We start from the raw sequence: 23,269 nt of genomic DNA on the forward strand, positions 1-23,269 counted from the left end.
CGTGGTGAGTTTCGGCCTCATCGAGGAATGGCAGCCCGCGCCGGGACGCCTGGTGAGCTGGCACGCGACCCCCGCCGCGGTGGCCGGCGCGGACCGAGCGCCGAGACACCCGGTGCCGCCGTCGCATCAGCAGGAGGAGTACCTGCGACTGGCGCACCGTAATGTCGAGGCGACGTTCCGGTTCTCCGGGCTGTGCGTGGTCACCGCCGCGGTGCCCGGGCTGCTCGATCGCGGCGCCATGACGCGGGCGATCAACGCGTTCCTGTTGCGCCACGACACCTTTCGCACCTGGTTCGCGATCGGGTCCGACGGTGTGGTGCACCGTCATCTCGTCGCGCCGGAGGTGGTGGAGTTCGCCGAGCGGGAGCGCGGACTCGTCACCGGCGCGCAGATCAGGGCGCACGTGCAGGAGAGCACGCCCGGACCCTTCCGCTGGAACTGCTTCACCTTCGGCGCGATCGAGCACGAGGACTCGACCACCCTGTACCTGGCAGTCGATCATCTGCACACCGACGGTGTGGCCCAGTACATCTCGTGCTTCGAACTGGCGCACCTGTATCTGCGCGAAGTCGGCGAGGACACCGGTCAGCTGAGCGCACCCGCGAGCTTTCTCGACTACTGCGCTCGCGAACGCACCGCCTCCGCCGCGCTGACGCGCACCTCTCCCGGCGTGCGCCGCTGGCTCGAACTGCTACGCGGCAACGGCGGCGAACTGCCCTGCTTCCCCTTGGATCTCGGCAAACGTCCCGGCGCCTATCCCCGCAGCGCGCACCGCACCTTTCCTCTCTTCGACGAGGCGGCCGCCCTGCGGTTCGAGAAGGTCTGCCGCGATCACGGTGCCGAATTCACCGGCGGCATCTTCGCCGCGGCCGCGCTGACCGAACGCGAGCTGCTCGACAGCGACTACTACTTCACCCTCTCGCCCATCAGCACCCGCTCCACCGTCGCCGAACTCGTCTCCGTCGGCTGGTACGTCACGCTGGTCCCCGTCGCCTTCCCGATCGGCGCCACCGCCACCTTCGCCCGCACCCTCACCGCCGCCCAGCGCGCCTACGACACCGGCCTCACCCTCACCCACGTCTCCCCGCACCGCGTCCTGCAACTGGCCGCCGACGACCCCGACATCACCGTCCGCCCCGGCTGGTCGGCCCCGATGCTCTCCTACGTCGACGCCCGCGACTTCACCGGCAACCACTACTTCGACACCCCCGGCACCGGCATCTACGCCAACCGCGCCGCCACCGAGCAGGTCCTGCTCTGGATCAACCGCCTCCCCACCGCCACCACCCTCAGCGTCATCTACCCCGACACCCCCACCGCCCACCACTCGGTCACCCGCTATGTCACCACCCTGCGCTCGATCATGCGCACAACATCACCCTGATCCCCGGCCTGCTCACCATCAGTGCCGCCACCGTCGCGGAACTGCACTTCGGCGTCCTGGTGGCCGTCTGATCCGTCGCAAGCGATCTTCCAGCCCGTCGCGGGCGAGGTCAGCGCTGGCGGGGTAACCGGCTCTGCAGGTCCGCGAATGTCACGGCGAGACGCACCGGTGTGGTGAGGACCAGCGCGTCGGTGTGCGTGTGCCGGGTGATGTAGCGGCGCCCCGACCAGTCGAGGCGGCATTCCTCGATCTCGGTGACCTGCTGCCAGTCCTTGTCGAAGTGCACGATGAGGTACACCGGGATACCGGCGCGGGCATAAAGCTGGCGTTTGACACCGATGTCGCCGTCGACCGTGCCTTCGGAGGTGATCTCGGCGATCAGCAACGTCTGCCCGGCGACCTCCTGGACCGACCACGAACCCGCAGAGGACCCGCGCCCGATCAGCGCACCCGTAGGGCCTCGGCGAACACGGGCCAGGAGGCGTGCAGATCGGTTTGCCAGTAGCCCCACGAGTGAGTGCCGGTGGGGCGGAGGTCGACGGTGGCGGGGATGTTCAGGTCGGCGAGGCGGGTGGCGAGCTGGCGGGTGCACTGGTCGGTGACGGCGTCGAGGACGCCGCCGATGAGGATCTGGTCCACGAGCTTCCTCGTGTCGCCGGCGATGCCGGGGCCGTCGGGATGGTCGAGGGGGCCGGGCAGGCCGGTGCCCGAGGACGCGTAGATGGCGAGGCCGCGGAGGCGATCGGCGTGCAGGAGCGGGTCGTTGGCGGCCCAGAGGGGGTTGCCGGGCAGACCCCACATGTTCACTGGGTCGCCGTTCTGACCGGAGACGACGGTGTTGACGATCGCATGACCCTGCGGTCCGCTGGTGGAGACGCAACCACTGTAGGAGCCGACCGCGCGGTAGAGCCGGGGTGCGGCGAGGGCGAGGTGGAAGGCGGCGGTGCCCGCCATCGAGACGCCCGCGATCGCGTTGGCGCCGCTGCCGTGGAACTCGGCGTCGATCACCCGCGGGAGTTCCCCGGTGAGGAAGGTCGTCCAGCGTTGGCGGCCGAGCACGGGATCATCGGCGATCCAGTCCGTGTAGTAGCTGCCTGCCCCGCCGATCGGCACGACCACGGTCACCTGCTGTTCGGCGAGGAATCGCTCGGCGTCGGTGCGGGTGAGCCAGTTGTGGCCGTCGCGCCAGTCATCGGTCGGGCTACCGCCGTCTACCCCGTTGAGCAGATACAGCACCGGCGCCGCCGCGTCGCGATCGGGCGCGGGCAGCACCGCGACATGCACCGGTGTGCCCATGGCCGCCGAGTGCACGACCAGGTCGACCACCCGGCCCGGCCCCGGCGTCGCCGACACCAGCCGGGCGGCGTCGACGGCGCGTGCCGGTTCCGGCGGCGGCTGGGCCGAGACCGCCGCGGGCACGTAGGCGATCCCGGCGATCAGCGCGAGCAGCAGCGCGTAGCGCGTCACGACGCCCATGCGCCACCTCCCTGTCCGGCCGAAGACGAGACCGTGCGACAGAGGGTAGGCCGCGATCAGCCCACGCGGACACATTTCTGAAACATTTGCGATTCAGAGCGGGCGCGGCGCGGCCGAGGTCACTCCAGCGCGTCGACGAAGGCGCTGACCTCGGCGACGAAACGTGCGCGGTCCTCGATGAACAGGCCGTGCTGGGCGCCCTCCCAGTAGGAACCCCGAGCATCGGGCGCGGTGTCGACGATGTAGCGACCGTTGTCGGCCGGCACCACCGGGTCCTCGGTGCCATGCAGCACCAGCACCGGGATGTCCAGTCCACGCAGGGTCTCGGTGTTGTCGATCGTGCGGTAGAACAGCGCCTTGCGCACCGAAGGCGCGGTCGCCAGACTGCCGCCGAACAGGCGCTGGGCATCGGGGCCCTTGTCCTCGCCCGGGCCGGTGTTGGCATGGCCGAACACGGCGAACGCACGCACCGCACGCCCCGCGGCCTCGTCGAAGACACCCGGAATCGCCTGCACCATGGCCGGTCCGGGAGCGGCGCCGGGCACGTCCGGGCCGATGCTCGCGGGCGCACCGCAGTAGATCGCCCCCGCGACCGCGCCGGTGCCGTGGGTGGCGAGGTAGTCGGTGGCGACGATCCCGCCGTAGGACCAGCCCAGCAGCACCGCACCCGATTCGATCCCCTCGGCCGCGAGCACCGCCGCCACATCGCCCGCCCACGCCTTCGGATCGTCGTAGCCGGTACCCGGATCGTCGGAATAGCCGTGCCCGCGCAGATCCACCGCGATCACCCGGTGGCGCTGGGCCAGATCATCGGCCGCGCCACCCCAGCAGCGCAGATTTCCGGCCCAGCCGTGCAGCAGCACCAGCGGCCTCCCGGTCTCCGGGCCGGTGACCCGGTAGACGATCCTCGTGCCCTCGGCACCGACAGCGTCACGAATAGCCATGCCGCCAGGGTAGTTCTCGGCCCGCCCCCGGCTCTGGAGTGACCGGAGGGTGCGACGAAGGACTGCCCGGGGGGAGGGAGGAAGAACCGGGGGCACAGGGGCCGAGAACAGCGGCGCCAGCCGCAGAAGAATACGATCGACAGACATGAGCACTCGTACCGCCGTCGTCACCGGAGCCAGCTCCGGCATCGGGGAAGCCACCGCCCGTGAACTCGCCAAGCAGGGGTACCACGTCTACGTGGGCGCCCGCCGGTTCGACCGGGTGCAGAAGCTGGCCGCCGAGATCGGCGGCACCGCGCTCGAACTCGACGTCACCGACGAGGACTCCGTGCGCGCGTTCGCCGACGCGATCGAGCGGGCGGACGTGCTGGTCAACAACGCGGGCGGCGCGAAGGGCCTGTCCACCGTCGCCGAGGCCGACCTCGACGACTGGCGCTGGATGTGGGAGACCAATGTGCTCGGCACCCTGCGGGTCACCAAGGCCCTGCTGCCGAAACTGATCGACTCCGGTGACGGCCTGATCGTCACCATCACCTCCATCGCCGCCCTGCTCACCTACGACAACGGCTCCGGCTACACCTCGGCCAAACACGCCCAGGGCGTGCTGCACCGCACCCTGCGCGGCGAACTGCTCGGCAAGCCGGTCCGGCTCACCGAGATCGCGCCCGGCGCGGTCGAGACGGAGTTCTCCCTGGTTCGCTTCGACGGTGACGCCGAGCGTGCCGCCAAGGTCTACGAGGGTATCGACCCGCTCTACGCGACCGACATCGCCGAGATCGTCGGATTCGTCGCCGGCCGCCCGCCGCACGTCAACCTCGACACCATCATCGTCAAGCCCCGTGACCAGGCCGAACCCGGACGTTTCGCCCGTCGTTCCTGAACCGCTCGACGCTCTCCCGGTGGTCGGGGCAGTGAACCTCACCACCCTCGAACACCCCCGCGACCAGCTCGGAGGCTCCTGCCGAGCTGGTCGCTTCGCGTCGATTCCACACCGACCCAAGGCATTCCACGACGATCCCTGACCACCGTGCCCGATTGGCGCGCTCGAGGCAGGTCGCCGATACTGCCAGCGGGGGCCCTGCGGCGTTGCTGCGAGTTCGCTATCACCCTGTCGCGGCCGATAGCATCGCCCGAGTTTTGCTGACAGCCGAACGGAGTACCCAGATATGCCCAGCCTGAAACCCGCCCTCGATGGATTCAAAGACTTCCTGATGCGCGGAAACGTGATCGACCTCGCGGTTGCCGTGGTGATGGGCACCGCGTTCACCGCCGTGGTCACCTCGTTCACCAAGGGCCTGGTCGACCCGCTGCTCGCGGTGTTCGGCTCGACCAACGAGCTGGGACTGGGTGTCCAGCTGATGGCGGACAAGCCGGCCACCTTCATCGCCATCGGCCCGATCGTCACCGCCTTCATCAACTTCTTCGTGGTCGCCGCGGTCCTGTATTTCGTGCTGATGCTGCCGATGAAGACCTTCACCAACAAATTCGGCACCACCAAGGCCGCCGAGCCGACCGAGACCGAACTGCTCATCGAGATCCGCGATCTGCTCGCCAAGCAGCAGGGGCTGAGCACCGACCAGACCGAGGAACTCAGCCGCGAACGCGCCAGCGAATCCGCCTAGTCCTCCGGCATCCGGCGCGGCAGCAGCAAGGCCGGAACGAGAGCCAGCGCGATCATGATCGGCGCGATCAGATAGGTGTACTGGAAGGCTTCGGCCAGCGCCGGCGCCAGCTCGGCCCGCGCGCCGGGGTCCAGGCCGTGCAGGGCCTGCAGTCCGCCGGTCACCGGGAGCAGCGCGCTCAAGGTCACCGAGCTCACCGCGATGCCGATGGCCATCGCGGTGGTGCTGATCATGTTCAGCACCGTCGACCCCGCCGGTTGTTGCTCCCGGCTCAGCGACCTGGTCGCGGTGGTCAGCACCGGCATCATCGTGCCGCCACCGCCCGCGCCCATCAGCAGCAGAGTGGCGCCGAGCGCCCAGTACGAGGCATCCGCGCCGAGCTGGAGCACGAACAGCACGAAACCGGTGAGCGCCACCGTGATCGAGGCGGGCAGATAGCGGCCGGGCGGAATCCGATCGATCAGCCTGCCCGCCACCTGCATGGAGATCCCGGAGGCCAGCGCCATCGGAATACCCAAAGCACCTGCCACCAGCGCGGATTCACCGCGAACAACCTGGAAGTACAGCGGTAGCAACAACATCGACCCGAAATAGCCGGTCGCGAACAGCCCCAACAGAGCTGCGGAGGCGCCCGAAGTGCGGTTGGCGAGAACGCGCAGGTCCAGCAGCGGCACCGGGACCCGCAGTGAACGCCGCACGAACGCGGCGATCAGCCCGGCACCCAGCAGCAGCGGTACCAGGACGGCGGGCGAGGTGAAGTCCGCGTGCTCACCCGCGGCGGTCACGCCGTAGATCAGCAGTGCCAGTCCGGGTGACATGAGCAGCAGACCGCGCACATCCAGGGACCGCGGCGGTTCGGGCACGTCCTGGGGAACCACCCGCGCGGCCAGCACCAGGACCAGCGCGCCCAGCGGCAGGTTGATGAAGAACATCCACCGCCACGACATCTCGTCGATGAGATAGCCACCGATCACCGGCCCCAGCAGCGGGCCGACCAGGATCGCCAACCCGAGGGTGCTCATCAACTGGCCGAGCCGTTCCGGACCCGCCGCGCGCAGCAGGATCGTCATCGCGACCGGCATCAGCAACCCACCGCTGGCGCCCTGCACCACCCGGAACGCGATGAGCGACTCGATGTTCCAGGCCGATCCGGCCAGCACCGAACCGACCGCGAACGCGGCGACCGCCGCCAGGTACAGCCGTTTGGCGCCGAAGCGCCCGACCAGCCACGCCGAGGTCGGCACCACCGCGCCGAGAGCCAGTGAGTAGCCGGTGGCCACCCACTGGATGGTGCTCAGCCCGGTGTCGAATTCGGCTGAGAGCCGGTTGATGGCCACGTTCACGATCGTCTGATCGAGCGTGGCCATGATCATGCCGACCACCAGCACCAGCGCGATGCGCATCGGGTTGCGGGTGACCGGCGCCGCCTTCGGTTCGATGAGCACGGCCGTCACTTCCCGTACGGGCGAACGGCGCGGGCGGTGCGCAGGGCCTCGCCCCACCAGCTCAGCTGATCGAGCATGACCGCCGCGGCGGCCTCGGCCTCGTCCGGCGCGCTCAGCGCACCGTCGGCGTCGAACCGGCCCCACGGGTTGGGGAAGGCGACCGAATCGCGCACGGTGACCGCGTGCAGTTCGGCGAACACCGGGCGCAGGTGCTCCACCGCGCGCAGGCCGCCGGAGATGCCGCCGTAGGAGACGAAGCCGACCGGTTTGGCCTGCCACTCACTGTGGTGCAGATCGATCAGGTTCTTCAGCGAGCCCGGGTAGCTGTGGTTGTACTCGGGCGTGACCACGACGAACGCGTCAGCGCGGGCGAGCTTTTCGGTGGCCGCCGCCAGGGACGGATGCTCGGTGGCCGCGCCGAAGGTGTGTGACAGTTCCACCTGGCCGGTGTCGACGACGTCGACGTCGATCGCGTCCCTGAGCTCGGCCTGTCGCACGAACCAGTCGGCGACCGTCGGCCCGAACCGGCCCTCTCTGGTGCTTCCGACGACGACAGCGACCCGCAGCGCGGTCTGGACGTGCTCGCTCATCACTATTCCCCTTGCTCGGTGGCGACCCTTCGATCGCCGCTCCGCTCCACGGTCGTACCTCAACCTCTCTTCAGGTCAAGTCGACGGAATAAACGAGCCGGTTTAGTGCTTATTGCATTCATACGCAGATAAGCGATAATGCAGGAGGCCGGGAGAATGTCCGTATCACTGTTCGCCCACCGGGACTACCGGTTGCTGTTCACCGCACAGGTGGCGGCCCTGTTCGGCACCGGTCTCACCACCGTCGCCCTCGGCCTGCTCGCCTACGAACTCGCCGGCGGCAACGCGGCCATCGTGCTCGGCACCGCGCTGACCTTGAAGATGGTCGCCTATGTCACCGTCGCGCCGATCGCGGGCGCCTACGCCGGACGGTTGCCGCGCAGACAGTTCCTGGTGGCACTCAACGCCGTTCGCGGCGCGATCGTGCTCGCGCTGCCGTTCATCGACCAGATCTGGCAGATCTACGTGCTGATCACCCTGCTGCAGATCGCCTCGGCCGCCTACACCCCCACCTACCAGGCCGTACTGCCCGACATCCTGCCCGACGAACGCGACTACACCAGGGCACTCTCGGCCGCCCAGCTCGCCGCGACCATGGAGACGCTGCTCAGCCCGATGCTGGCCGCGCTGGCACTGAGCGTGCTCAGCTTCCACTGGCTGTTCGTCGGCACCGGCCTCGGTTTCGCCGTCTCGGTGGCGCTGGTTCTCGCCGCGCGCATCCCGAACGCGGCCACCGGCGAGGGCGCGATCACCGAACGCCTCGTCGCCGGGCTGCGCCTGTTCGCGGCCACCCCGCGGTTGCGTGGACTGCTCGGACTGAACCTCGTGGTCGCGGCGGCGGGCTCGGTGGTCATGGTGAACACCGTCAACTACGCGCGAGACATGCTGAGCGGCAGCCAATCCGGGGTCGCGATCCTGCTGGCCGCCAACGGTCTGGGCACGATGGTCGTCGCGCTGACGCTGCCCCGGCTCCTGGACCGACGCGGCGAACGTCCGGTGATGCTCACCGGCGCGGCCGTCCTCGCCGCCGGACTGATCGCCGCCATCGCCCTGTCGACCGCCACCACCGGCGACTGGCGCTGGGCCGCCGCGCTCACCGTCTGGGCCGTGATCGGCGCGGGCACCGGCCTGGTCCTCACCCCCACCGGCCGCGTCCTGCGCCGCTCGGCCCGCCCCGAGGACCGCCCCGCCCTCTTCGCCGCCCAGTTCTCGCTCTCCCACGTCGCCTGGCTGGTCACCTACCCGATCACCGGCTGGCTGGCCACCACCACCGGCTTCACCGCCACCTGGCTGGTCCTGGCCGCCATCGCCGCCCTCGGCGCCCTCGCGGCCCTGCGCCTGTGGCCGAGCAACGACCCCACCGAGATCACTCACGTCCACGAACTCGGCACCGTCGACCCCGCCATCCTCACCGACGCCATCCGAGTCGGCCCCCGCCACTACCAACACACCCACCCCTACGTCATCGACCGCGACCACCCTCGCTGGCCCACACTTGCCGCGGCTTGACCGCTCGTCCACCATCGCGCCCCGGCGATTCCTGTGTGTCTAGCGCGGAGCGGCGACGCCGGGGATCGGCGAATCGGCGGACTGGGCCGACAGGGATTGCCAGGTCGGCCAGTCGATGGCCCGGTCGTAGATGTCGCCGTCGGCGGCGGAGAGGTCGATGGTGGTGCCGGTGACTTCGACCGGGTCGCCATAGCGGGCGGTCGGGAAGTAGGCCTGGGCGTCGGCGGGTGAGAGGTTGATGCAGCCGTTGGTGACGTTCGAGGAGCCCTGGGCGGACAGGGATTCGGGGTTGGCGTGGATGAATTCGCCGTTGTTGGAGATGCGAACGGCCCAGCGTTCGCGAACGTCGGTGTAGTACGGGGGATTCGACATCAGGAAGTCCTCGTACTTCTCGGTGACCACGTGGGTACCCGAGCGGGTGACATTGCGCGGTTCGTTGCCCTCGCCGTAGGAGACGGCGAAGTCGAAGACGGTGACACCGTCGCGAACCACCTGCATGCGGTGGCTCGGCGCGTTCGCGAGCACGATCTGGCTGCGGCCGATGGTGAAATCGGAGGTCAGGTCGGCATCGCCGTAGGCGCCTTCGCCGAAGTCGACTCCGTAGAGGTTCGCCGCGACGTGCACGCTGGTGCCGGGCGTCCAGTACTCCTTGGGCCGCCAGTGCACGCGGGAACCGCCGTCATCGGGCAGCCACGCCCACGAGCCCTCGGTCGCCGGTTCGGTGGTGACGGTGAGCGCCTTCTCCACCGCGGCCTTGTCGGTGACCGGCCCGGTGAACTTCACGATGATCGGGGCGGCGATGCCGACCTCCTGACCGTCGCCGATATTGATCGTGGCGGGCGTGGTCGATGTCGGAGCGACCGTGGTGAAGTCACCCTCGATCGGGACCGCGGCGCGCACGCCCTGCTGCCGCCCCGCGTGCACGCGACGGTCCGGTTACCGAAAGTTTGCTCACGTATCGAATGTACGCCGAGCTAACGATCTTGGCGGTCGGGTGTGCCGCACACCATGGTGCTCGAGCGCTGGCCGGACGCTCGGCCGGAGCCGGTGCCGGTTACAGAGTCAGGCCGACCGTCACCGGCTCCGGTTCCAGCGTCACGCCGAAACGGTCCAGCACACCCGCGCGCACGGTTCTGGCCAGGGCGACGATGTCGGCCGCGCTCGCGGTACCGCGGTTGGTCAGCGCGAGGGTGTGTTTGGTGGACAGACGTGCCGCAGCCTGTTCATCGGGGAACCCCTTCGCGAACCCGGCGCGCTCGATCAGCCAGCCCGCCGAGAGCTTGGTTCCCTCGGGCGCGGGATAGGTGGGCACCTTCACCGCGTCGCCCAGATGGGTGGCGATGGCGGCGAGCACCTGCGGTAGCCGGTCCGCGCTCACCACCGGGTTGGTGAAGAACGAGCCCGCGCTCCAGGTGTCGTGATCGGCGGTGTCGAGCACCATGCCCTTGCCCGACCGCAGCCGCAGCACCTCGGTCCGCACGTCCGCGGCGGGCCTGGTCTCGCCCTCGCCCGCACCGAGGACCTTCGCCAACTCGCCGTAGCGCAGCGGCGCGCTCGCACCGGTCGGGTCGAGCGCGAATTCGACCGCGAGGACCACCGCGTCGTCACGGTGCTTGAGCACACTGGTCCGGTACCCGAACCCGAGTTCGGCGGGCTCGGCCCAGCGCGCCGCGCCGGTCTCGCGGTCGAGCAGCCGAACCCGCCGCAGCAGTGCCGCCACCTCGACGCCGTAGGCGCCCACGTTCTGCACCGGCGTGGCACCGGCCGACCCGGGAATCCCCGACAGGCACTCCAGCCCGCCGAATCCCGCTGCCACCGTCGTCGCCACGACCTCGTCCCAGTTCGCCCCGGCCTCGGCGAGCACGCTGTCGGCGCCCAGCTCGACGCCGGCGTTGCCCACCCGCACCACGACCCCGTCGAAGCCCGCGTCGTCGATGAGCAGGTTCGAGCCGCCCGCGAGCAGCAGCACCCGCACCCCGGCCGCGTCCAGCGCCCGCACCGTGGCGACCAGCGCCTCGGTACTGCCGCATTCGGCGACCAGCGCGGGCCCGCCGACCCGCAGCGTCGTCAGTTCGGACAAACGCACCGATTCCCGCACCACCGCGCCGGTGTCGGCGAGGAGGTCACGCAGCTGATCGGAGGACACCACCCGTGTTGTTCGCACGGTTCAAGACGGTAGCGTGTCGCGCATGGCTACACCTCTGGCGTACACGGCTCGCTATACCTATTCGGTCGAGGCCGTGCGCGCGGCGTTCTCCGATGAGCAGTACTGGAAGGCGCGCATCGCCGAGGTCGGCGGCCCCGGCGCCCGGCTCGACTCCTTCACCGTCGACGGCGACCAGGTCCGGGTCCAGATGGTCCAGGCCATCCCCGCCGACCAGCTCCCGCCCGCCATCACCGCCGTGCGCCCCGGCGATCTCGTGATCCCCCGCACCGAGACCTACACCGGCACCACCGGCAGCTTCGAGGCCCGCGTCGAAGGCGCCCCCGCCATCGTCCGCGGCACCGTCACCCTCACCGCCGAGGGCAACGTCTCGGTCGGCACGGTCACCGGCAGCATCGAGGTCAAGATCCCCCTCTTCGGCAGCAAGATCGAAGCCGCCATCTCCGAACACCTCGTCGCACTCCTGGCCAACGAAGCCGAGTTCACCGAGCAATGGCTGGCCCGCTGACCGCCACTCCCAACCCCGCACCCGCGACCCCGAGGACCGGCTGCCTCCAGGGGCCGCGACTCGAGCGCGCCAGCGCTCCGACAACACACCCCCGGTAACGTGTCGGCACATGGCACGTCGACTGGACTACTCCGCCCGCTACCCGCTGCACACCACCGAAGAGTTGTATGCGGCGCTGCAGAGCAGGGATTACTGGGAAGCGCGCGTCGCGGAGATGCGCAAGTATTCGCCGCACAACGAGGTGGTCAGCCACGAGGTGAGCGCTGACGGCATCGACGTGGTGCTCGCCCACACGCTGCCGCGTGAGATGCTGCCCGAGATCGCCCAGACCGTGATGCGCAAGGACATGGTGATCACCCGCAAGGAGAGCTGGGGCCGCTTCGCCCACGACGAGACAGAGGGCCGGTTCTCCGCCTCGATCCCGGCCGGTCCCGGCAGCCTCAACGGCACGATCCGCCTGTTCCCCACCGAGACCGGCGCCACCATGCGCTTCTCCCCCACCGCCAAGGTCTTCATCCCGATGGTCGGCCCGCGCCTGGAACAGCTGATGCTGGTGAACCTGGTCGACCTGTTCCGTGCCGAGCAGGAGGAGACCGCGCGCTGGCTGGAGAAGGCCGAGAAGACGGTCTGACACCGCCGAGGACCGCCCACCCGTGGACCAGGCACGTCCCGGCCGGAAATCTCCTCCCCCGGTCGGCACGATCACCCGCGGCACGACCGGCGTCAACCGGTTGCGCCGCAGCGACCGCTGGCTCGTCCACGACGACCTGGTCACCGACCGCCTGCTGACCGCACCCGACCCGATGGTGGTCGACCTCGGCTACGGCGCCGCGCCATGGACGACCTTCGAACTGGCCGCCCGCCTGCGCACAGTCCGCCCCGACCTGCGTGTGGTCGGGCTCGAGATCGACCCGGCGCGAGTCGTCGAGGGCCGCGATGGCGTGCGCTTCGCCCGCGGCGGCTTCGAACTGGCGGGCTTGCGCCCCGTCCTGGTCCGCGCGTTCAACGTGCTGCGTCAGTACCCAGAGGACGCCGTCGCCGACGCCTGGGCCCGGATCCAGTCGAATCTGGCCCCCGGTGGACTGCTCGTCGACGGCACCTGCGACGAACTCGGCCGCCGCTGCGCCTGGGTGCTGCTCGACGAGCACCGCCCGCTCTCGCTCACCCTGGCCTGGGACCCGTTCACCGTCGAGCGGCCATCCGACATCGCCGAGCGCCTCCCGAAAGCGTTGATCCACCGCAACATTCCCGGCGAACCGATTCACGCCTTGCTCACCGCGACCGACCGCGCCTGGGACCGATCCGCCGCACTGGCGCCCTACGGCCCACGCGTGCGCTGGCGTGTCACCGCGGAGTTGTTGCGCGCCAACGGCTTCCCGGTGCGGGCCTATCGCCGCCGGATGCGCGACAACGTGCTGTCGGTCCCGTGGGACGTGGTCGCGCCCACCTGATCAGACCGCGTTCAAAGCCCGGCGCACCCTTGTGGCCGCCCGGGGCGCCAATTGCTGCCCCTCCCACCAGATCTCGTCGATATCGCTGCGATGGATCGCGACCGCGTCGGCCACCACCTCGTCGAGGGCGGACTGCGAGATCTCGGTCTCGGCCAGATCCAGCACGGTGCGCACCGGCGTGGTCACCAGGAAGGGCCCGGCCGATTCCACATCGGGTCCACCGAGCTTGCGCCGGGTCAGCACCAGCCGCGGTGTCACCGGCGGCCGCCCCGCCGACACCGACAGGTGCAGGAACCGCGGCCGCAGCCGACCGATCCCGTGCAGTTCGGCCGCGCTCTGATACGACACCGCCGCGGCGCCGTCGAACCAGGCCGCCCACATCGCGTACTCGTCGAGCGGACCGGCGCGCCACTGTGCCAGCCGCATCATCCCGACGCCCGCCCTGGTCACCGAGCCGTCGCCCAGCGCCGCCCGCACCTGCGATTCGCAGCCGGTGCGCAGCACCTGCCTGGTGGTGAAGAATCCAGCGTGCCGCCCCGCGAGGCGCCGCAGCACCCGCCACCGATGGTCCGCTGTTCCCGCCACCCGGCGCTCCGCCTCGCCAGTCATGGCTTCAGGGTACGCCGCCGAACGTGTGCCAGGTCACACTTTGCCTGCGAAGGCTTTCATCGGGTCCTCAGAGCAGACACAGAAACATCGGGAAGAATCCGATGTCATGAGCACGCAGACACCCCAACGGCCCAGGATCGGTCGGCGCACGCTGGTGATCGCGGTGGTCGTGGTCGCCGCTCTGATCGTCACCACCCTCGTCGCGGCCGAAGCCTATGCTCGCCACCAGATCTCGCGCTGCATCGCCGGCCAGTTCGAGCAGGAGATGGGCTCGAGCATCGACGTGAGTTTCGGGCCCAAGCCCATGCTGATCACCTACCTCGACGGCAAGGTCGGCTCGGTCACCATCGACAGCGAGGACAACGAGTTCGGCCCGGCGATCGGCATGGCCGTGCACGCGAAGTTCAGCGACATCGAACTCGTCGACCGCGGTCGCGGCGGCGGGACGATCGGCGGTTCCGAGGCCGAGGTGCGCTGGGGCAACGACGGCATCCGCCAGACGCTGGGCACCATGGTCAGCGGCGTGCGGTCCTCGGCCAGCGATGACACGCTCACCCTCGACGTGCTCGGCGGCCTGGCCCAGCTGCAGGTGCAGCCGACGGTCCGCGACGGCAGTGTCGTGGTGGAGACGAAGTCGGCTCAGCTGCTCGGCATCGGGCTGCCCACCGATCTGGTGCAGGGCATCGTCGATGTCTTCACCGAGAGCCTGCAGAGCTACCCGCTGGGCCTGCGCGCCGACGAGGTGACGGTCACCGACGACGGCCTGACCGTGCAGTTGTCCGGTGGCAAGACCCCACTCGAGACCGTCGACCCGACCACGCGGCAGCAGACCGAGATCGCCTGCTAGTCGGCGAATCCGGCGAGCACCGCGGCCGATTTCGACAGCCCGAGCCGGGTGGCGCCCGCGGCGATCAGCGCCGCGGCGTCCTCGGCGGTGCGGATGCCGCCACTGGCCTTCACCCCGAGCCGCCCGCCCACGGTCTCGGCCATCAGCCGCACCGCGTGCACGCCGGCCCCGCCCGCGGGATGAAAACCGGTGGAGGTCTTCACGAAATCCGCTCCGCCCTGCTCGGCCGCCCGGCACGCACCCACGATCGCCTCGTCGGTGAGCGCGGCCGATTCGATGATCACCTTGAGCACCGCCCGGTCGACCGTCGCCTCGCGCACGGTGATCACATCGGCGAGAACGGCATTGAAATCTCCGGCCAGCGCGGCACCGACGTCGATCACCATGTCGACCTCGACCGCGCCCTGGTCCACGGCAAGGCGCGCTTCGGCGCCCTTCACCAGCGAATGATGTTTGCCGGAGGGAAATCCCGCGACGGTCGCGACCACGAGACCGGGCGCCCGCACCGGCAGCATCGACGGCGACACGCAGATCGCGTACACCCCCAGTTCGCGCGCCTCGGCGATCAGCGCCTCGACCTGTGCCGGTGTCGCGTCGGGGGCGAGCAGGGTGTGATCGATCATGTCGGCCACGTCGGCCCGGGTCAGCGGCGTCGAAACGGTCATGGGTTCGAGTCTGGCACACGCCCGCCCGACCACATCGGTGCCGGAACATCATTGCGCCCGCCTACCCATATCCGGGAGACTTGTGCCTGTGCTGATCCGTCGCGAGACCCCAGCGGACGCCGCGGCGATCGCCGCGATCCACCGTGCCGCGTTCGCCGCGCACTACGCCGAGGACCCGGCTGTCACCGAACCACCCGAACCCGCCCTCGTCGAGGCGCTACGCACCGACGAGTCCTGGATGCCGACGCTGTCGCTGGTCGCCCTCGAATACGACACCGTGATCGGGCACCTTTGCCTCACCAGGGCGGGCATCGGCCCGTTCCCGGTCCTCGCGCTGGGCCCGCTCGGCGTGCAACCCGACCACCAGAAGTCCGGCGTCGGCTCGGCGCTGACGCACGCGGCCCTCGGCGCGGCCGACGCGCTCGACGAATCGGTGGTCGGCCTGGTCGGCGACCCCGACTACTACGCGCGCTTCGGCTTCGTCCCCGGCGCCCGGCTCGGCATCGTGCCCGACGAGCCGGACTGGGCCGCGCACTTCCAGGTCCGCGCGCTCACGGCCTACGACCCGGCCGTCACCGGGGAATTCCGCTATCCGGGGCCCTTCTACGACCTCTGATCACTCGAAGACGACGGTGCGCCGCCCGTGCACCAGCACCCGGCCCTCGAGGTGCCAGCGCAGACCGCGCGCCAGCACCACCCGCTCGATGTCGCGACCCTGCCGGACCATGTCGCGCACGTCGTCGGCGTGGTCGACCCGGATCACGTCCTGCTCGATGATCGGGCCCGCGTCCAGCTCGGCGGTGACGTAGTGGCAGGTCGCGCCGATCAGCTTCACCCCGCGCGCGTACGCCTGGTGATAGGGCCGCGCGCCGACGAACGAGGGCAGGAAGCTGTGGTGGATGTTGATCGCCCGGCCGGCCCAGTGCTCGCACAGCGACGAGGGCAGCACCTGCATGAAGCGGGCCAGCACCACCGCGTGCGGGTCGTGCGCGTCGACGAGATCGCGAACCTGTTCGAAGGCGGGGCCGCGTTCGGCCGGGTCCTTCGGGAACGGCACGTAGTGGAACTTCACCCCGTGCGCCTCGGTCATCCCGGCCAGATCGGGGTGATTGCCGATGACGGCCTCGATGGTGGCGGGTAGTTCGCCGACCGCCGCGCGCCCGAGCAGGTCGTGCAGGCAGTGCCCGTCCTTGCTCACCAGCAGCACCGCGCGGCGCGGTGCGCCCGTGTCGTGCAGCTGCCAGTCGGTCTCCGGACCGAACTCGGCGGCGACCGCGGCGAAGCGGGTGCGCAGTTCCTCGAGGCCGAAGGGCACGGTGGTGGCCTGCACGGCCTGGCGGGTGAAGAACCAGCCGATGTCACTGTCGGAGTGGTATCCGGCCTCCACGATCGAGCCGCCGAAATCGGCGATGAACGAGGAGATCCGGGCGATCACGCCCGGCCGGTCCAGGCACCCGAGGGTCAGCACGAACCGGCGGTCATCCGAGGTCACAGGGGCAGAACTCATCTGCCCATCCTCGCAGGCGATCAGGCCATGGCGCGCGCGGGCTCGGTGGCGGCGGTGAGCACCTCGGCCAGTTCGGCGTTGAACAGGTCGAAGCGCTCGACGTTGCCGAGGTGACCGGTCGGCAGCACCTTGAAGGCCGCCAGGGTGCCTGCCCGGCGCAGCAGCTCGGCCAGGCGCTCGGCGTGGATCGCCGGGGTCATGTCGTCGCGGTCGCCGGCCAGCACGGTGGTCGGCACGGTGAAATTGGTGGCGGCGTCGCCGAGGTGCAGTGCGGCCAGCAGCAGGCCGTAGCGCGAGCGCGTCATCATCGGACAGCCGCGCACCACCGACAGCGCGTAGTCCAGCTTCTGGCGCGAGGTGTCCAGCGTCATCACCTGACGGGCGAAGATCCAGCGCACCGGCGCGACCGGCGGCATGACCACCGGGGTGCCGAGAATCAGCTTTCCGAGCCAGTCCGGGCTCGGCAGGGCGCGGCCGCGCAGCAGGCGCAGCGGCTTGTTCAGACCGGGCACCATGGTCGAGACCTCGACCAGCGAGTGCGCGCCGGTGTTGGTGAGCACGACGGCGGCGGCCTGCTCGGCGACCCGCTCGGGATAGCGACCGGCCCAGGCGATGAGCGTCATCCCACCCATGCTGTGCCCGACCAGCACCGCGCGCTGACCCGGCAGCAGCGCCGCGTCGAGCACGTCGCACAGGTCGTCGGCGAGCAGGTTGGTGCTCGGCTTGGCGTAGCCGTTGGTGCTCTCGCCGTGGCCACGCTGGTCGTAGGCGATGACACGGTATTCACCGGCGAAGGCGTTGATCTGGGCGTTCCAGTACTCGATCGAGCAGGTCCAGCCGTGGGCGAACACGATGACCGGCGCGTCGACGGGCCCGTAGGCGTGCACGCGCAACCGCGCGCCGTCCGCGGTGACCACCGGGATCACCTCGTGCGGGACGGTCGGCGGATCGAAGGCCGCGATCCCGTGGGACCGGGTCCGCAGATCGGCTCGGTGGGCCGCCAGGGTGGACTTGACCACGGCGGACGCCGTGTCGACCAGGTTCACCACAGCCGTCGGCAGCATTGCGCGCATCGGCACACTCCTTTGTGTTACTGCTAGATACAGTAACACCGCGTATCAGTGACCGCGAGTGTTGCCGAGCGGAAATTTCCGGGCTGCTACCAGCGTGGGCCGCGCTGTACCTCGTCGACCTTGGGACGCACATCGGCCAGGTAGACCCCGGTCGCCACGATCGCGATGATCGCCAGCAGCAGGAATCCGCCCGCCGCGAGCAGCAGGCACAGCAGCGCGCCGCCCAGGATTCCCAGCCAGATCGGTTTGGTCATCTTGTCCACCGCGGTGAAGGCATCCGGGCGCTGCCGCACGGCATGGATCAACGCGAACACCGTCGCGCCGAAGGCAGCCAGCCACAGGACCAGCATGATCAGCGATGTCACTCCACCCACAAAGTTCACACCCCCATGATACGAACAGCGGCCCCGGACACGAGTCGTGTCCGGGGCCGCCGGTTCGAGCGGTGGTGCTCTACGCCTTCTTCGGCGCGGCCTTCTTGGCCGGAGCCTTCTTGGCCGGAGCCTTCTTGGCGGCGGGAGCCTTGGCCGTAGCCGGCTCGGTGGTGACGGCGACGACCTCGGCCTCGACGACGGCCTCGACCTTCTCGGCGGCGGCCTCGGCCTCGGCCTTGCCACGGCCGATCAGGTCGGTGACCTTGGCCAGGGCATCCTCGGCGCGGGCGGACGCGTCCTTGTACAGGGACTCGACCCGGCTGATCTGCTCGTCGACGGCCTCGTTGGTACGCAGCCGGTCGACGGTCTCCTCACCGCGGACGGCGAGGTCGGCGTAGATGTCGAGCGCCTGGCGGTAGTACTGCTCGGCGATCTTGCGCAGTTCCTCCGGGGTGAACTTCTCGCGCAGCTCGGCGAGGTCCTCCGGCAGCTCCGAGGGCAGGCCGGACAGGCGCTCACGGAGGGTGTCGAACTGAGCCTGCACATCGGCGGGCACGTTCGCGAAGCGCTCGCGGGCCTCGTCGACGCGGGCCTTGGCATCGGTGGTGGTGACGCGCTCGCGGACGTCGGCGACGACGTCGTTCACGGCGGCGTAGAGGGCATCGCCCGCGCCGACGGTGGCGAACAGCGGCTTGGTCACGGTTGCGGTCTTCTCGGTCATCAGTCTTCGTTCTCCTGGCGTGGCGGAGTGTCAGTTGTCGTGAACGAAACGTCGCTGTCCCGTTCGATCCCCCCTGAGCCGGTTTCTTCCCCGTTTTCCCGGCGAAACGACTCATAGATTTCCAGCAACACCTGTTTCTGCCGCTCGGTCACCGAAGTGTCGGCGAGCAGGGCGTCCCTGACCGGGCTGTGCGGACGCTGTTCGAGATATCCGGCCCGCACATACAACACCTCCGAGGACACACGCAGCGCCTTGGCGATTTGCGCGAGCACTTCGGCGGAGGGGTTGCGCAATCCGCGTTCGATCTGGCTCAGGTACGGATTGCTGACCCCCGCCAGGGCGGCGAGCTGACGTAAGGACACCTGCGCAGCTTCACGCTGGGACCTGATGAACCCTCCGATATCTTGAGCCGCGTGCGCTACACGACCCTCGGGCTGGTCTGCCATCACTCACCTTCTGGCGGTTGTACGGTCAATGATAAATCAGGGTGCTAACTATTGCAAGCACTCCTGTTAGCACGGGCTCGACGACGGACCGAGCTCAGTGGAACAGCAGGTCCGAGAGGGTGTAGATGGTGAGTCCGGCGAGCGAGCCGACCACCGTGCCGTTGATCCTGATGAACTGCAGATCCCGGCCGACCTGCAGTTCGATCTTGCGGCTCGCCTCGTCGGCGTCCCAGCGCGCGACCGTATCGGTCACCAGGGTCGAGATCTCGGCCGAGTAGTTCCCGACCAGATAGCGAGCGCCGCGGTCGATCCAGCCGTCCACCTTGCCGCGCATCGCCGGGTCGTCGCGCAGTCGTTCACCCAGCTGCTGCACATTCTCGGCCACCTTGCGGCGCAACGTGGAATCGGGGTCCTCGGCGGACTCCAGAATCAGCCGCTTGGCCGCGCGCCACGTCGCCTCGGCCATGCCGGTGATCTGCTCTCGGCCCATGATCTCGGCCTTGACCTTCTCGGCCTTGGCGATCATCGCCTCGTCGTGCTGCAGGTCGTCGGCGAAGTCCTGCAGGAAGCGATCGGCGGCCTTGCGCAGTTCGTGATCGGGATTGGAGCGCACCTTCCAGGTGAACTCGACCAGCTCCCGGTAGATCCGCTCCGAGAGCAAGGTGTTGACGAATTTCGGCGCCCACTGCGGCGCGTCGCGCAGCACGATCTTGTCGATCGTCTCCTGCGAACCCAGCGCCCACTGATGGGCGCGCTCGGCCAGCAGATCGATCAGCGGCAACTGCCGGTTGTCGGCGATCAGTTCCGAGAGCACCCGGCCCAGCGGCGGGCCCCACAGCGGTTCGGCGATCCGCTTGACGATGGTGTTGTCGATGATCTGCTCGACATCCTCGTCGCGCAGCACGCCGACCACCGCGGTCAGGATCGTCGAACTCTCCTGCGCCACCCGCGCCGCGTGCCCGGGCTCGGCCATCCACCGACCCACCCGCAGCGAGATCTGCGCGGACTCGAGTCGAGCCGAGACCACGTCGGGCGCGAGGAAGTTGGTCCCGACGAAGGCGCCGAGACTCTCGCCGAGCTGGTCCTTCTTCTTCCGGATGATCGCGGTGTGCGGAATCGGCAGCCCGAGCGGGTGCTTGAACAGCGCGGTCACCGCGAACCAGTCGGCCAGCGCGCCGACCATGCCGGCTTCCGAGGCCGCGCGCACATAACCGACCCACTCGCCACCGCCACCACGTGATTCCAGCCAGCGGCAGAACAGATACACCAGGGAGGCGACCAGCAGGAAGCTGGTGGCCAGAGCTTTCATCTTGAACAGGTCGCGCTTCTTGCCCGCCTCGTCGGTCAGATCCGCGAATCCCGCGGGTTGCGCCGCGGGCGCGGAGCGCGGTGCGAGAACCGCCGTGGTGCCGGGAGCTTTCTCCATAGCCACCATTCTGCTGTGCGCGCCGCGACAACGCCGCCACCGCACGCGGCAAACACGCAAACCGGGTGGTTTGGCATACGCGCGCGTAAGCATCCGAGTGTGGTAAATGCCCCAACGTCGCCCAAACGAGCGACGCCCCACAGCAGCGGGCCTAAGCTGTGTCAAGAGCAAACGCCAACATCGATCACAAGGGGGCTGTTCTGTCCACCGAAGACCTTGTCGAGATCGGCGAGAAGACCGGCCGAGGTCCCGCCGTCCGCGGCGGCGGCCCTGTCGACGGCCGCAAACGGCGGTGGCGCCAGCACAAGATCGACCGGCGCGAGGAGCTCGTCGACGGCACCCTCAACGCCATCCGCGCCCGTGGCAGTCAGGCGGGCATGGACGAGATCGCCACCGAGATCGGCGTGTCCAAGACCGTCCTGTACCGCTACTTCGCGGACAAGAACGACCTGGTGCACGCCACCATGCAGCGATTCATCGAGACCACGCTGCTGCCGCGCGTGTACGGCGCGATCAGCCTCGACGCCGACGAGTACCAGCTGGTGCGCGCGGCGATGACCGAATACGTGGGCACCGTCGACGACGACCCCGAGGTCTACCGGTTCATCATGAGCAACAGTGCGGGCGACAAGTCCTCGCTGGCGGAGTTCGAGCGGCTGTTCGCCGAAGTGGTCACCACGGTGCTGATCGACCGCGCCGGCGGCAAGGGCGTGCGCACCGATGGCGCGATGCTGTGGTCGTACGTGCTGGTCGGGGGCATCCAGCTGGCCACCCACTGGTGGACCACCACCGACAAGGCCATGCCGCGCCAGGACGTCATCGACTACCTGACGATGATGGCGTGGAGCGCGATCGAGGGCGTCGCCAGGGCGGGCGGCTCGCCCGAACTGTTCAACGCCGAGAGCCACCCGCTTCCGGAAATCCCCGTACAGCCCTCCTGAACTGCGTTTTTCGGCGTTCGGCGGGAGCCGGGCTCGACATCGTGGCGCGGTTGGCTACGCTGAACCGGGCGGGACGCTGTGGCTTGCGTCACCGCAGGGGCGGCCGTGTGCCGCCGTGCGCGTCGGCACCAACGGAGGTACCTCGATGGCGAAGAACGTGCCGACATCCCGGCTTGCCCGTGGGACGAAGCTGGGAGCGGTGGCGGCCAGTTCGGTCATCCGCTCGAAGAAGACCAGACTCTCGATGCGCGGACGGTCCGAGGCCGTGCGCGCGCGGATGGCCGAGGAGTCGATGATCCGCACCACCGAACAGGTGGTCATGGTGCTGGGCACCATGAAGGGCGTCGCGATGAAGCTGGGCCAGATGATGTCGGTCCTCGACCTGGACCTGGTGCCCGAGGACCATCGCGAGCGGTTCCAGCAGCGCCTCGCCGTGCTGCGCAACGCGGCACCCACGGTGTCGTTCGAATCCATGCGCGCGGTGATCGAGCAGGATTTCGGCGCTCCGCTGGCCGAGGTGTTCGCCGAGTTCGATCCCGAACCCATCGCCGCGGCCTCGATCGGCCAGGTGTACCGGGCCACCCTGCCCGACGGTCGCGCCGTCGCGGTGAAGGTGCAGTACCCCGGTGTCGACGCCGCCGTGCGCGCGGATCTGAAGAATCTCACCATGTTCCGCCGGGTGCTGGCCTCGGCGATGCCGTGGATCACCCCCGCGGTGCTCGACGAGCTGAAGCTGAACATGGAGAGCGAACTCGACTACCAGGCCGAGGCCGCGACCCAGACCGAGATCGCGCACCTGTACCGCGACCACCCGTTCATCGTGGTGCCGAACGCGGTGCCGGAGCTGTCGACCACCCGGGTGCTGGTCAGCGAGTTCGTCGAGGGCACCGGCTTCGACGAGATCCGGCATATGCCAGCTGCCGAGCGCGACCGGGTCGGCGAGATCATCTACCGCTTCTACGTCGGCTCGCTGTTCACCTTCAACGAGTTCTGCGGCGACCCGCATCCGGGCAATGTGCTGCTGGCCCGCGACGGCCGAGTGGCCTTCCTCGACTTCGGCCTGTTCAACCGGATGGACCCGAAGCTGGTGCATTTCGAGACGCTGTGCCTGCGAGCGGCCGCCGAGGATCGCGCGGAAGACCTGCGCCAGCTGATGATCGAACGCGGCGTGATCGATTCGCCGGAGGAGATCGGCGCCGAGGAATGTCTCGAGTACGTGCTCGCGGCCTCGGAGTGGTGTCTGGTCGACGAGGAACTCACCATCACCCCGGAACTGGCCAGCGGCGCGTTCCTGCTCGCGGTCGACCCGCGTGCCAGCGAGTTCACCGGCATGAAGCAGCAGAACCTGCCGCCCGAGCATCTGTTCTCCCGTCGCGCCGACTTCCTCACCTTCGGTATGCTCGGCCAGCTCGAGTGCACTGCCAACTGGCATCTGATCGCCCGGGAATGGCTCTACGACGAGCCGCCGGTCACCGAACTCGGCCTCGCCCACCGCGAATGGCTGAGCACCCACCCGCCGAAACCGGCGAAGAAGACCCGTTCCCGCAAGACGAGCACCCGATGAAAG

The 23,269-nt window shown here is 69.2% G+C and carries 25 protein-coding genes and 1 pseudogene; 11 read left to right on the top strand and 15 right to left on the bottom strand.

Annotation, left to right across the window (positions count from 1 at the left end):
• Nucleotide 1 precedes the first annotated feature (1 nt).
• A complete protein-coding gene (locus BOX37_RS30300) occupies nucleotides 2–1,384 on the top strand; it encodes a condensation domain-containing protein (RefSeq protein WP_071930589.1) in 1,383 nt (460 codons plus the stop codon).
• Between the two features lie 109 nt (nucleotides 1,385–1,493).
• On the opposite strand, the gene BOX37_RS30305 is transcribed toward BOX37_RS30300, so the two are convergent.
• The 3 genes from BOX37_RS30305 to BOX37_RS30315 all read right to left on the bottom strand — a co-directional run bounded on the left by BOX37_RS30305 (nucleotide 1,494) and on the right by BOX37_RS30315 (nucleotide 3,804).
• A complete protein-coding gene (locus BOX37_RS30305; protein WP_071930590.1) occupies nucleotides 1,494–1,769 on the bottom strand; it encodes a Uma2 family endonuclease in 276 nt (91 codons plus the stop codon).
• Between the two features lie 56 nt (nucleotides 1,770–1,825).
• On the bottom strand, nucleotides 1,826–2,860 hold the full coding sequence (locus BOX37_RS30310; RefSeq protein WP_071930591.1) for an alpha/beta hydrolase: 1,035 nt from the start codon (nucleotides 2,858–2,860) through the stop codon (nucleotides 1,826–1,828).
• A gap of 119 nt (nucleotides 2,861–2,979) precedes the next feature.
• A complete protein-coding gene (locus tag BOX37_RS30315) occupies nucleotides 2,980–3,804 on the bottom strand; it encodes an alpha/beta fold hydrolase (RefSeq protein ID WP_071930592.1) in 825 nt (274 codons plus the stop codon).
• A gap of 145 nt (nucleotides 3,805–3,949) precedes the next feature.
• Here BOX37_RS30315 and BOX37_RS30320 point away from each other — a divergent pair, with 145 nt between their 5' ends.
• Both BOX37_RS30320 and mscL read left to right on the top strand, forming a co-directional pair.
• A complete protein-coding gene (locus BOX37_RS30320) occupies nucleotides 3,950–4,684 on the top strand; it encodes an SDR family NAD(P)-dependent oxidoreductase (RefSeq protein WP_071930593.1) in 735 nt (244 codons plus the stop codon).
• Nucleotides 4,685–4,970: 286 nt separating this feature from the next.
• A complete protein-coding gene (gene mscL / locus BOX37_RS30325; protein ID WP_071930594.1) occupies nucleotides 4,971–5,426 on the top strand; it encodes a large conductance mechanosensitive channel protein MscL in 456 nt (151 codons plus the stop codon).
• Here mscL and BOX37_RS30330 read toward each other — a convergent pair.
• Nucleotides 5,423–6,871 (bottom strand): DHA2 family efflux MFS transporter permease subunit, encoded by a 1,449-nt coding sequence (locus tag BOX37_RS30330; RefSeq protein WP_240505112.1) that lies wholly within the window; start codon nucleotides 6,869–6,871, stop codon nucleotides 5,423–5,425. The genes mscL and BOX37_RS30330 overlap by 4 nt on opposite strands.
• 5 nt (nucleotides 6,872–6,876) lie before the next feature.
• The gene (locus BOX37_RS30335; RefSeq protein WP_071930595.1) at nucleotides 6,877–7,461 is read right to left on the bottom strand and encodes an NADPH-dependent FMN reductase; all 585 of its coding nucleotides are present in this window, start codon (nucleotides 7,459–7,461) and stop codon (nucleotides 6,877–6,879) included.
• 156 nt (nucleotides 7,462–7,617) lie between these two features.
• On the opposite strand from BOX37_RS30335, the gene BOX37_RS30340 reads away from it, so the two are divergent.
• Nucleotides 7,618–8,970 (top strand): MFS transporter, encoded by a 1,353-nt coding sequence (locus BOX37_RS30340; protein ID WP_071930596.1) that lies wholly within the window; start codon nucleotides 7,618–7,620, stop codon nucleotides 8,968–8,970.
• A gap of 39 nt (nucleotides 8,971–9,009) precedes the next feature.
• On the opposite strand, the pseudogene BOX37_RS30345 reads toward BOX37_RS30340, so the two are convergent.
• Both BOX37_RS30345 and BOX37_RS30350 read right to left on the bottom strand, forming a co-directional pair.
• A pseudogene (locus BOX37_RS30345) lies at nucleotides 9,010–9,867 on the bottom strand (L,D-transpeptidase); the annotation flags it as partial.
• 157 nt (nucleotides 9,868–10,024) lie between these two features.
• Nucleotides 10,025–11,119, bottom strand: coding sequence for a UDP-N-acetylmuramate dehydrogenase (locus BOX37_RS30350; RefSeq protein WP_206045936.1), 1,095 nt, complete (start codon nucleotides 11,117–11,119; stop codon nucleotides 10,025–10,027).
• Nucleotides 11,120–11,159: 40 nt separating this feature from the next.
• Between BOX37_RS30350 and BOX37_RS30355 the strand changes: the two genes are divergently transcribed.
• From BOX37_RS30355 to BOX37_RS30365, 3 genes are all read left to right on the top strand, one after another.
• On the top strand, nucleotides 11,160–11,642 hold the full coding sequence (locus tag BOX37_RS30355) for a DUF2505 domain-containing protein (protein ID WP_071930597.1): 483 nt from the start codon (nucleotides 11,160–11,162) through the stop codon (nucleotides 11,640–11,642).
• A 109-nt stretch (nucleotides 11,643–11,751) separates the two neighbouring features.
• Nucleotides 11,752–12,273, top strand: coding sequence for a DUF2505 domain-containing protein (locus BOX37_RS30360; RefSeq protein WP_071930598.1), 522 nt, complete (start codon nucleotides 11,752–11,754; stop codon nucleotides 12,271–12,273).
• A gap of 22 nt (nucleotides 12,274–12,295) precedes the next feature.
• Nucleotides 12,296–13,093 (top strand): class I SAM-dependent methyltransferase, encoded by a 798-nt coding sequence (locus BOX37_RS30365; RefSeq protein WP_071930599.1) that lies wholly within the window; start codon nucleotides 12,296–12,298, stop codon nucleotides 13,091–13,093.
• Here the strand turns inward: BOX37_RS30365 and BOX37_RS30370 are convergent, their stop codons facing one another.
• The gene (locus BOX37_RS30370) at nucleotides 13,094–13,702 is read right to left on the bottom strand and encodes a hypothetical protein (RefSeq protein WP_071930600.1); all 609 of its coding nucleotides are present in this window, start codon (nucleotides 13,700–13,702) and stop codon (nucleotides 13,094–13,096) included.
• 106 nt (nucleotides 13,703–13,808) lie between these two features.
• Here BOX37_RS30370 and BOX37_RS30375 point away from each other — a divergent pair, with 106 nt between their 5' ends.
• Complete coding sequence (locus tag BOX37_RS30375) at nucleotides 13,809–14,549, top strand: LmeA family phospholipid-binding protein (RefSeq protein WP_071930601.1); 741 nt, start codon at nucleotides 13,809–13,811, stop codon at nucleotides 14,547–14,549.
• On the opposite strand, the gene deoC is transcribed toward BOX37_RS30375, so the two are convergent.
• A complete protein-coding gene (gene deoC, locus BOX37_RS30380; protein ID WP_071930602.1) occupies nucleotides 14,546–15,214 on the bottom strand; it encodes a deoxyribose-phosphate aldolase in 669 nt (222 codons plus the stop codon). The genes BOX37_RS30375 and deoC overlap by 4 nt on opposite strands.
• Before the next feature lie 88 nt (nucleotides 15,215–15,302).
• Between deoC and BOX37_RS30385 the strand changes: the two genes are divergently transcribed.
• A complete protein-coding gene (locus BOX37_RS30385; protein ID WP_071930603.1) occupies nucleotides 15,303–15,830 on the top strand; it encodes a GNAT family N-acetyltransferase in 528 nt (175 codons plus the stop codon).
• Here BOX37_RS30385 and purU read toward each other — a convergent pair whose 3' ends face one another.
• From purU to BOX37_RS30415, 6 genes are all read right to left on the bottom strand, one after another.
• Entirely contained in the window at nucleotides 15,831–16,721 is an 891-nt protein-coding gene (gene purU / locus BOX37_RS30390; RefSeq protein ID WP_071930604.1) for a formyltetrahydrofolate deformylase, read from the bottom strand. It lies immediately after the preceding gene.
• A 20-nt stretch (nucleotides 16,722–16,741) separates the two neighbouring features.
• Nucleotides 16,742–17,794, bottom strand: coding sequence for an alpha/beta fold hydrolase (locus tag BOX37_RS30395; RefSeq protein WP_071932011.1), 1,053 nt, complete (start codon nucleotides 17,792–17,794; stop codon nucleotides 16,742–16,744).
• 86 nt (nucleotides 17,795–17,880) lie between these two features.
• On the bottom strand, nucleotides 17,881–18,177 hold the full coding sequence (locus tag BOX37_RS30400; RefSeq protein ID WP_156910631.1) for a DUF2516 family protein: 297 nt from the start codon (nucleotides 18,175–18,177) through the stop codon (nucleotides 17,881–17,883).
• Nucleotides 18,178–18,247: 70 nt separating this feature from the next.
• Nucleotides 18,248–18,889: a heparin-binding hemagglutinin gene (locus BOX37_RS30405; protein ID WP_071930605.1), complete on the bottom strand. Its 642-nt coding sequence runs from the start codon at nucleotides 18,887–18,889 to the stop codon at nucleotides 18,248–18,250.
• On the bottom strand, nucleotides 18,889–19,335 hold the full coding sequence (locus tag BOX37_RS30410; protein WP_071932013.1) for a helix-turn-helix domain-containing protein: 447 nt from the start codon (nucleotides 19,333–19,335) through the stop codon (nucleotides 18,889–18,891). Before BOX37_RS30410 ends, BOX37_RS30405 begins: the two co-directional genes overlap by 1 nt.
• Before the next feature lie 94 nt (nucleotides 19,336–19,429).
• Nucleotides 19,430–20,761: a DUF445 domain-containing protein gene (locus BOX37_RS30415; RefSeq protein WP_071930606.1), complete on the bottom strand. Its 1,332-nt coding sequence runs from the start codon at nucleotides 20,759–20,761 to the stop codon at nucleotides 19,430–19,432.
• 224 nt (nucleotides 20,762–20,985) lie between these two features.
• Here BOX37_RS30415 and BOX37_RS30420 point away from each other — a divergent pair, with 224 nt between their 5' ends.
• Both BOX37_RS30420 and BOX37_RS30425 read left to right on the top strand, forming a co-directional pair.
• Nucleotides 20,986–21,702 carry a TetR/AcrR family transcriptional regulator gene (locus BOX37_RS30420; protein ID WP_071932014.1) on the top strand — a complete coding sequence of 239 codons (717 nt, stop codon included), beginning with the start codon at nucleotides 20,986–20,988 and terminating at the stop codon, nucleotides 21,700–21,702.
• Between the two features lie 145 nt (nucleotides 21,703–21,847).
• On the top strand, nucleotides 21,848–23,266 hold the full coding sequence (locus tag BOX37_RS30425; RefSeq protein WP_071932015.1) for an ABC1 kinase family protein: 1,419 nt from the start codon (nucleotides 21,848–21,850) through the stop codon (nucleotides 23,264–23,266).
• Nucleotides 23,267–23,269 lie beyond the last annotated feature (3 nt).

This window comes from Nocardia mangyaensis (assembly GCF_001886715.1).
GTDB lineage: Bacteria > Actinomycetota > Actinomycetes > Mycobacteriales > Mycobacteriaceae > Nocardia > Nocardia mangyaensis.

Bases quoted from the DNA above. Each gene is read 5' to 3' on its own strand.
- BOX37_RS30310 (WP_071930591.1), bottom strand. From the start codon at position 2,860: ATGGGCGTCGTGACGCGCTACGCGCTGCTGCTCGCGCTGATCGCCGGG.
- BOX37_RS30315 (WP_071930592.1), bottom strand. From the start codon at position 3,804: ATGGCTATTCGTGACGCTGTCGGTGCCGAGGGCACGAGGATCGTCTAC.
- BOX37_RS30320 (WP_071930593.1), top strand. From the start codon at position 3,950: ATGAGCACTCGTACCGCCGTCGTCACCGGAGCCAGCTCCGGCATCGGG.
- mscL (WP_071930594.1), top strand. From the start codon at position 4,971: ATGCCCAGCCTGAAACCCGCCCTCGATGGATTCAAAGACTTCCTGATG.
- BOX37_RS30335 (WP_071930595.1), bottom strand. From the start codon at position 7,461: ATGAGCGAGCACGTCCAGACCGCGCTGCGGGTCGCTGTCGTCGTCGGA.
- BOX37_RS30340 (WP_071930596.1), top strand. From the start codon at position 7,618: ATGTCCGTATCACTGTTCGCCCACCGGGACTACCGGTTGCTGTTCACC.
- BOX37_RS30355 (WP_071930597.1), top strand. From the start codon at position 11,160: ATGGCTACACCTCTGGCGTACACGGCTCGCTATACCTATTCGGTCGAG.
- BOX37_RS30360 (WP_071930598.1), top strand. From the start codon at position 11,752: ATGGCACGTCGACTGGACTACTCCGCCCGCTACCCGCTGCACACCACC.
- BOX37_RS30370 (WP_071930600.1), bottom strand. From the start codon at position 13,702: ATGACTGGCGAGGCGGAGCGCCGGGTGGCGGGAACAGCGGACCATCGG.
- BOX37_RS30375 (WP_071930601.1), top strand. From the start codon at position 13,809: ATGAGCACGCAGACACCCCAACGGCCCAGGATCGGTCGGCGCACGCTG.
- deoC (WP_071930602.1), bottom strand. From the start codon at position 15,214: ATGACCGTTTCGACGCCGCTGACCCGGGCCGACGTGGCCGACATGATC.
- purU (WP_071930604.1), bottom strand. From the start codon at position 16,721: ATGAGTTCTGCCCCTGTGACCTCGGATGACCGCCGGTTCGTGCTGACC.
- BOX37_RS30395 (WP_071932011.1), bottom strand. From the start codon at position 17,794: ATGCGCGCAATGCTGCCGACGGCTGTGGTGAACCTGGTCGACACGGCG.
- BOX37_RS30405 (WP_071930605.1), bottom strand. From the start codon at position 18,889: ATGACCGAGAAGACCGCAACCGTGACCAAGCCGCTGTTCGCCACCGTC.
- BOX37_RS30410 (WP_071932013.1), bottom strand. From the start codon at position 19,335: ATGGCAGACCAGCCCGAGGGTCGTGTAGCGCACGCGGCTCAAGATATC.
- BOX37_RS30415 (WP_071930606.1), bottom strand. From the start codon at position 20,761: ATGGAGAAAGCTCCCGGCACCACGGCGGTTCTCGCACCGCGCTCCGCG.
- BOX37_RS30425 (WP_071932015.1), top strand. From the start codon at position 21,848: ATGGCGAAGAACGTGCCGACATCCCGGCTTGCCCGTGGGACGAAGCTG.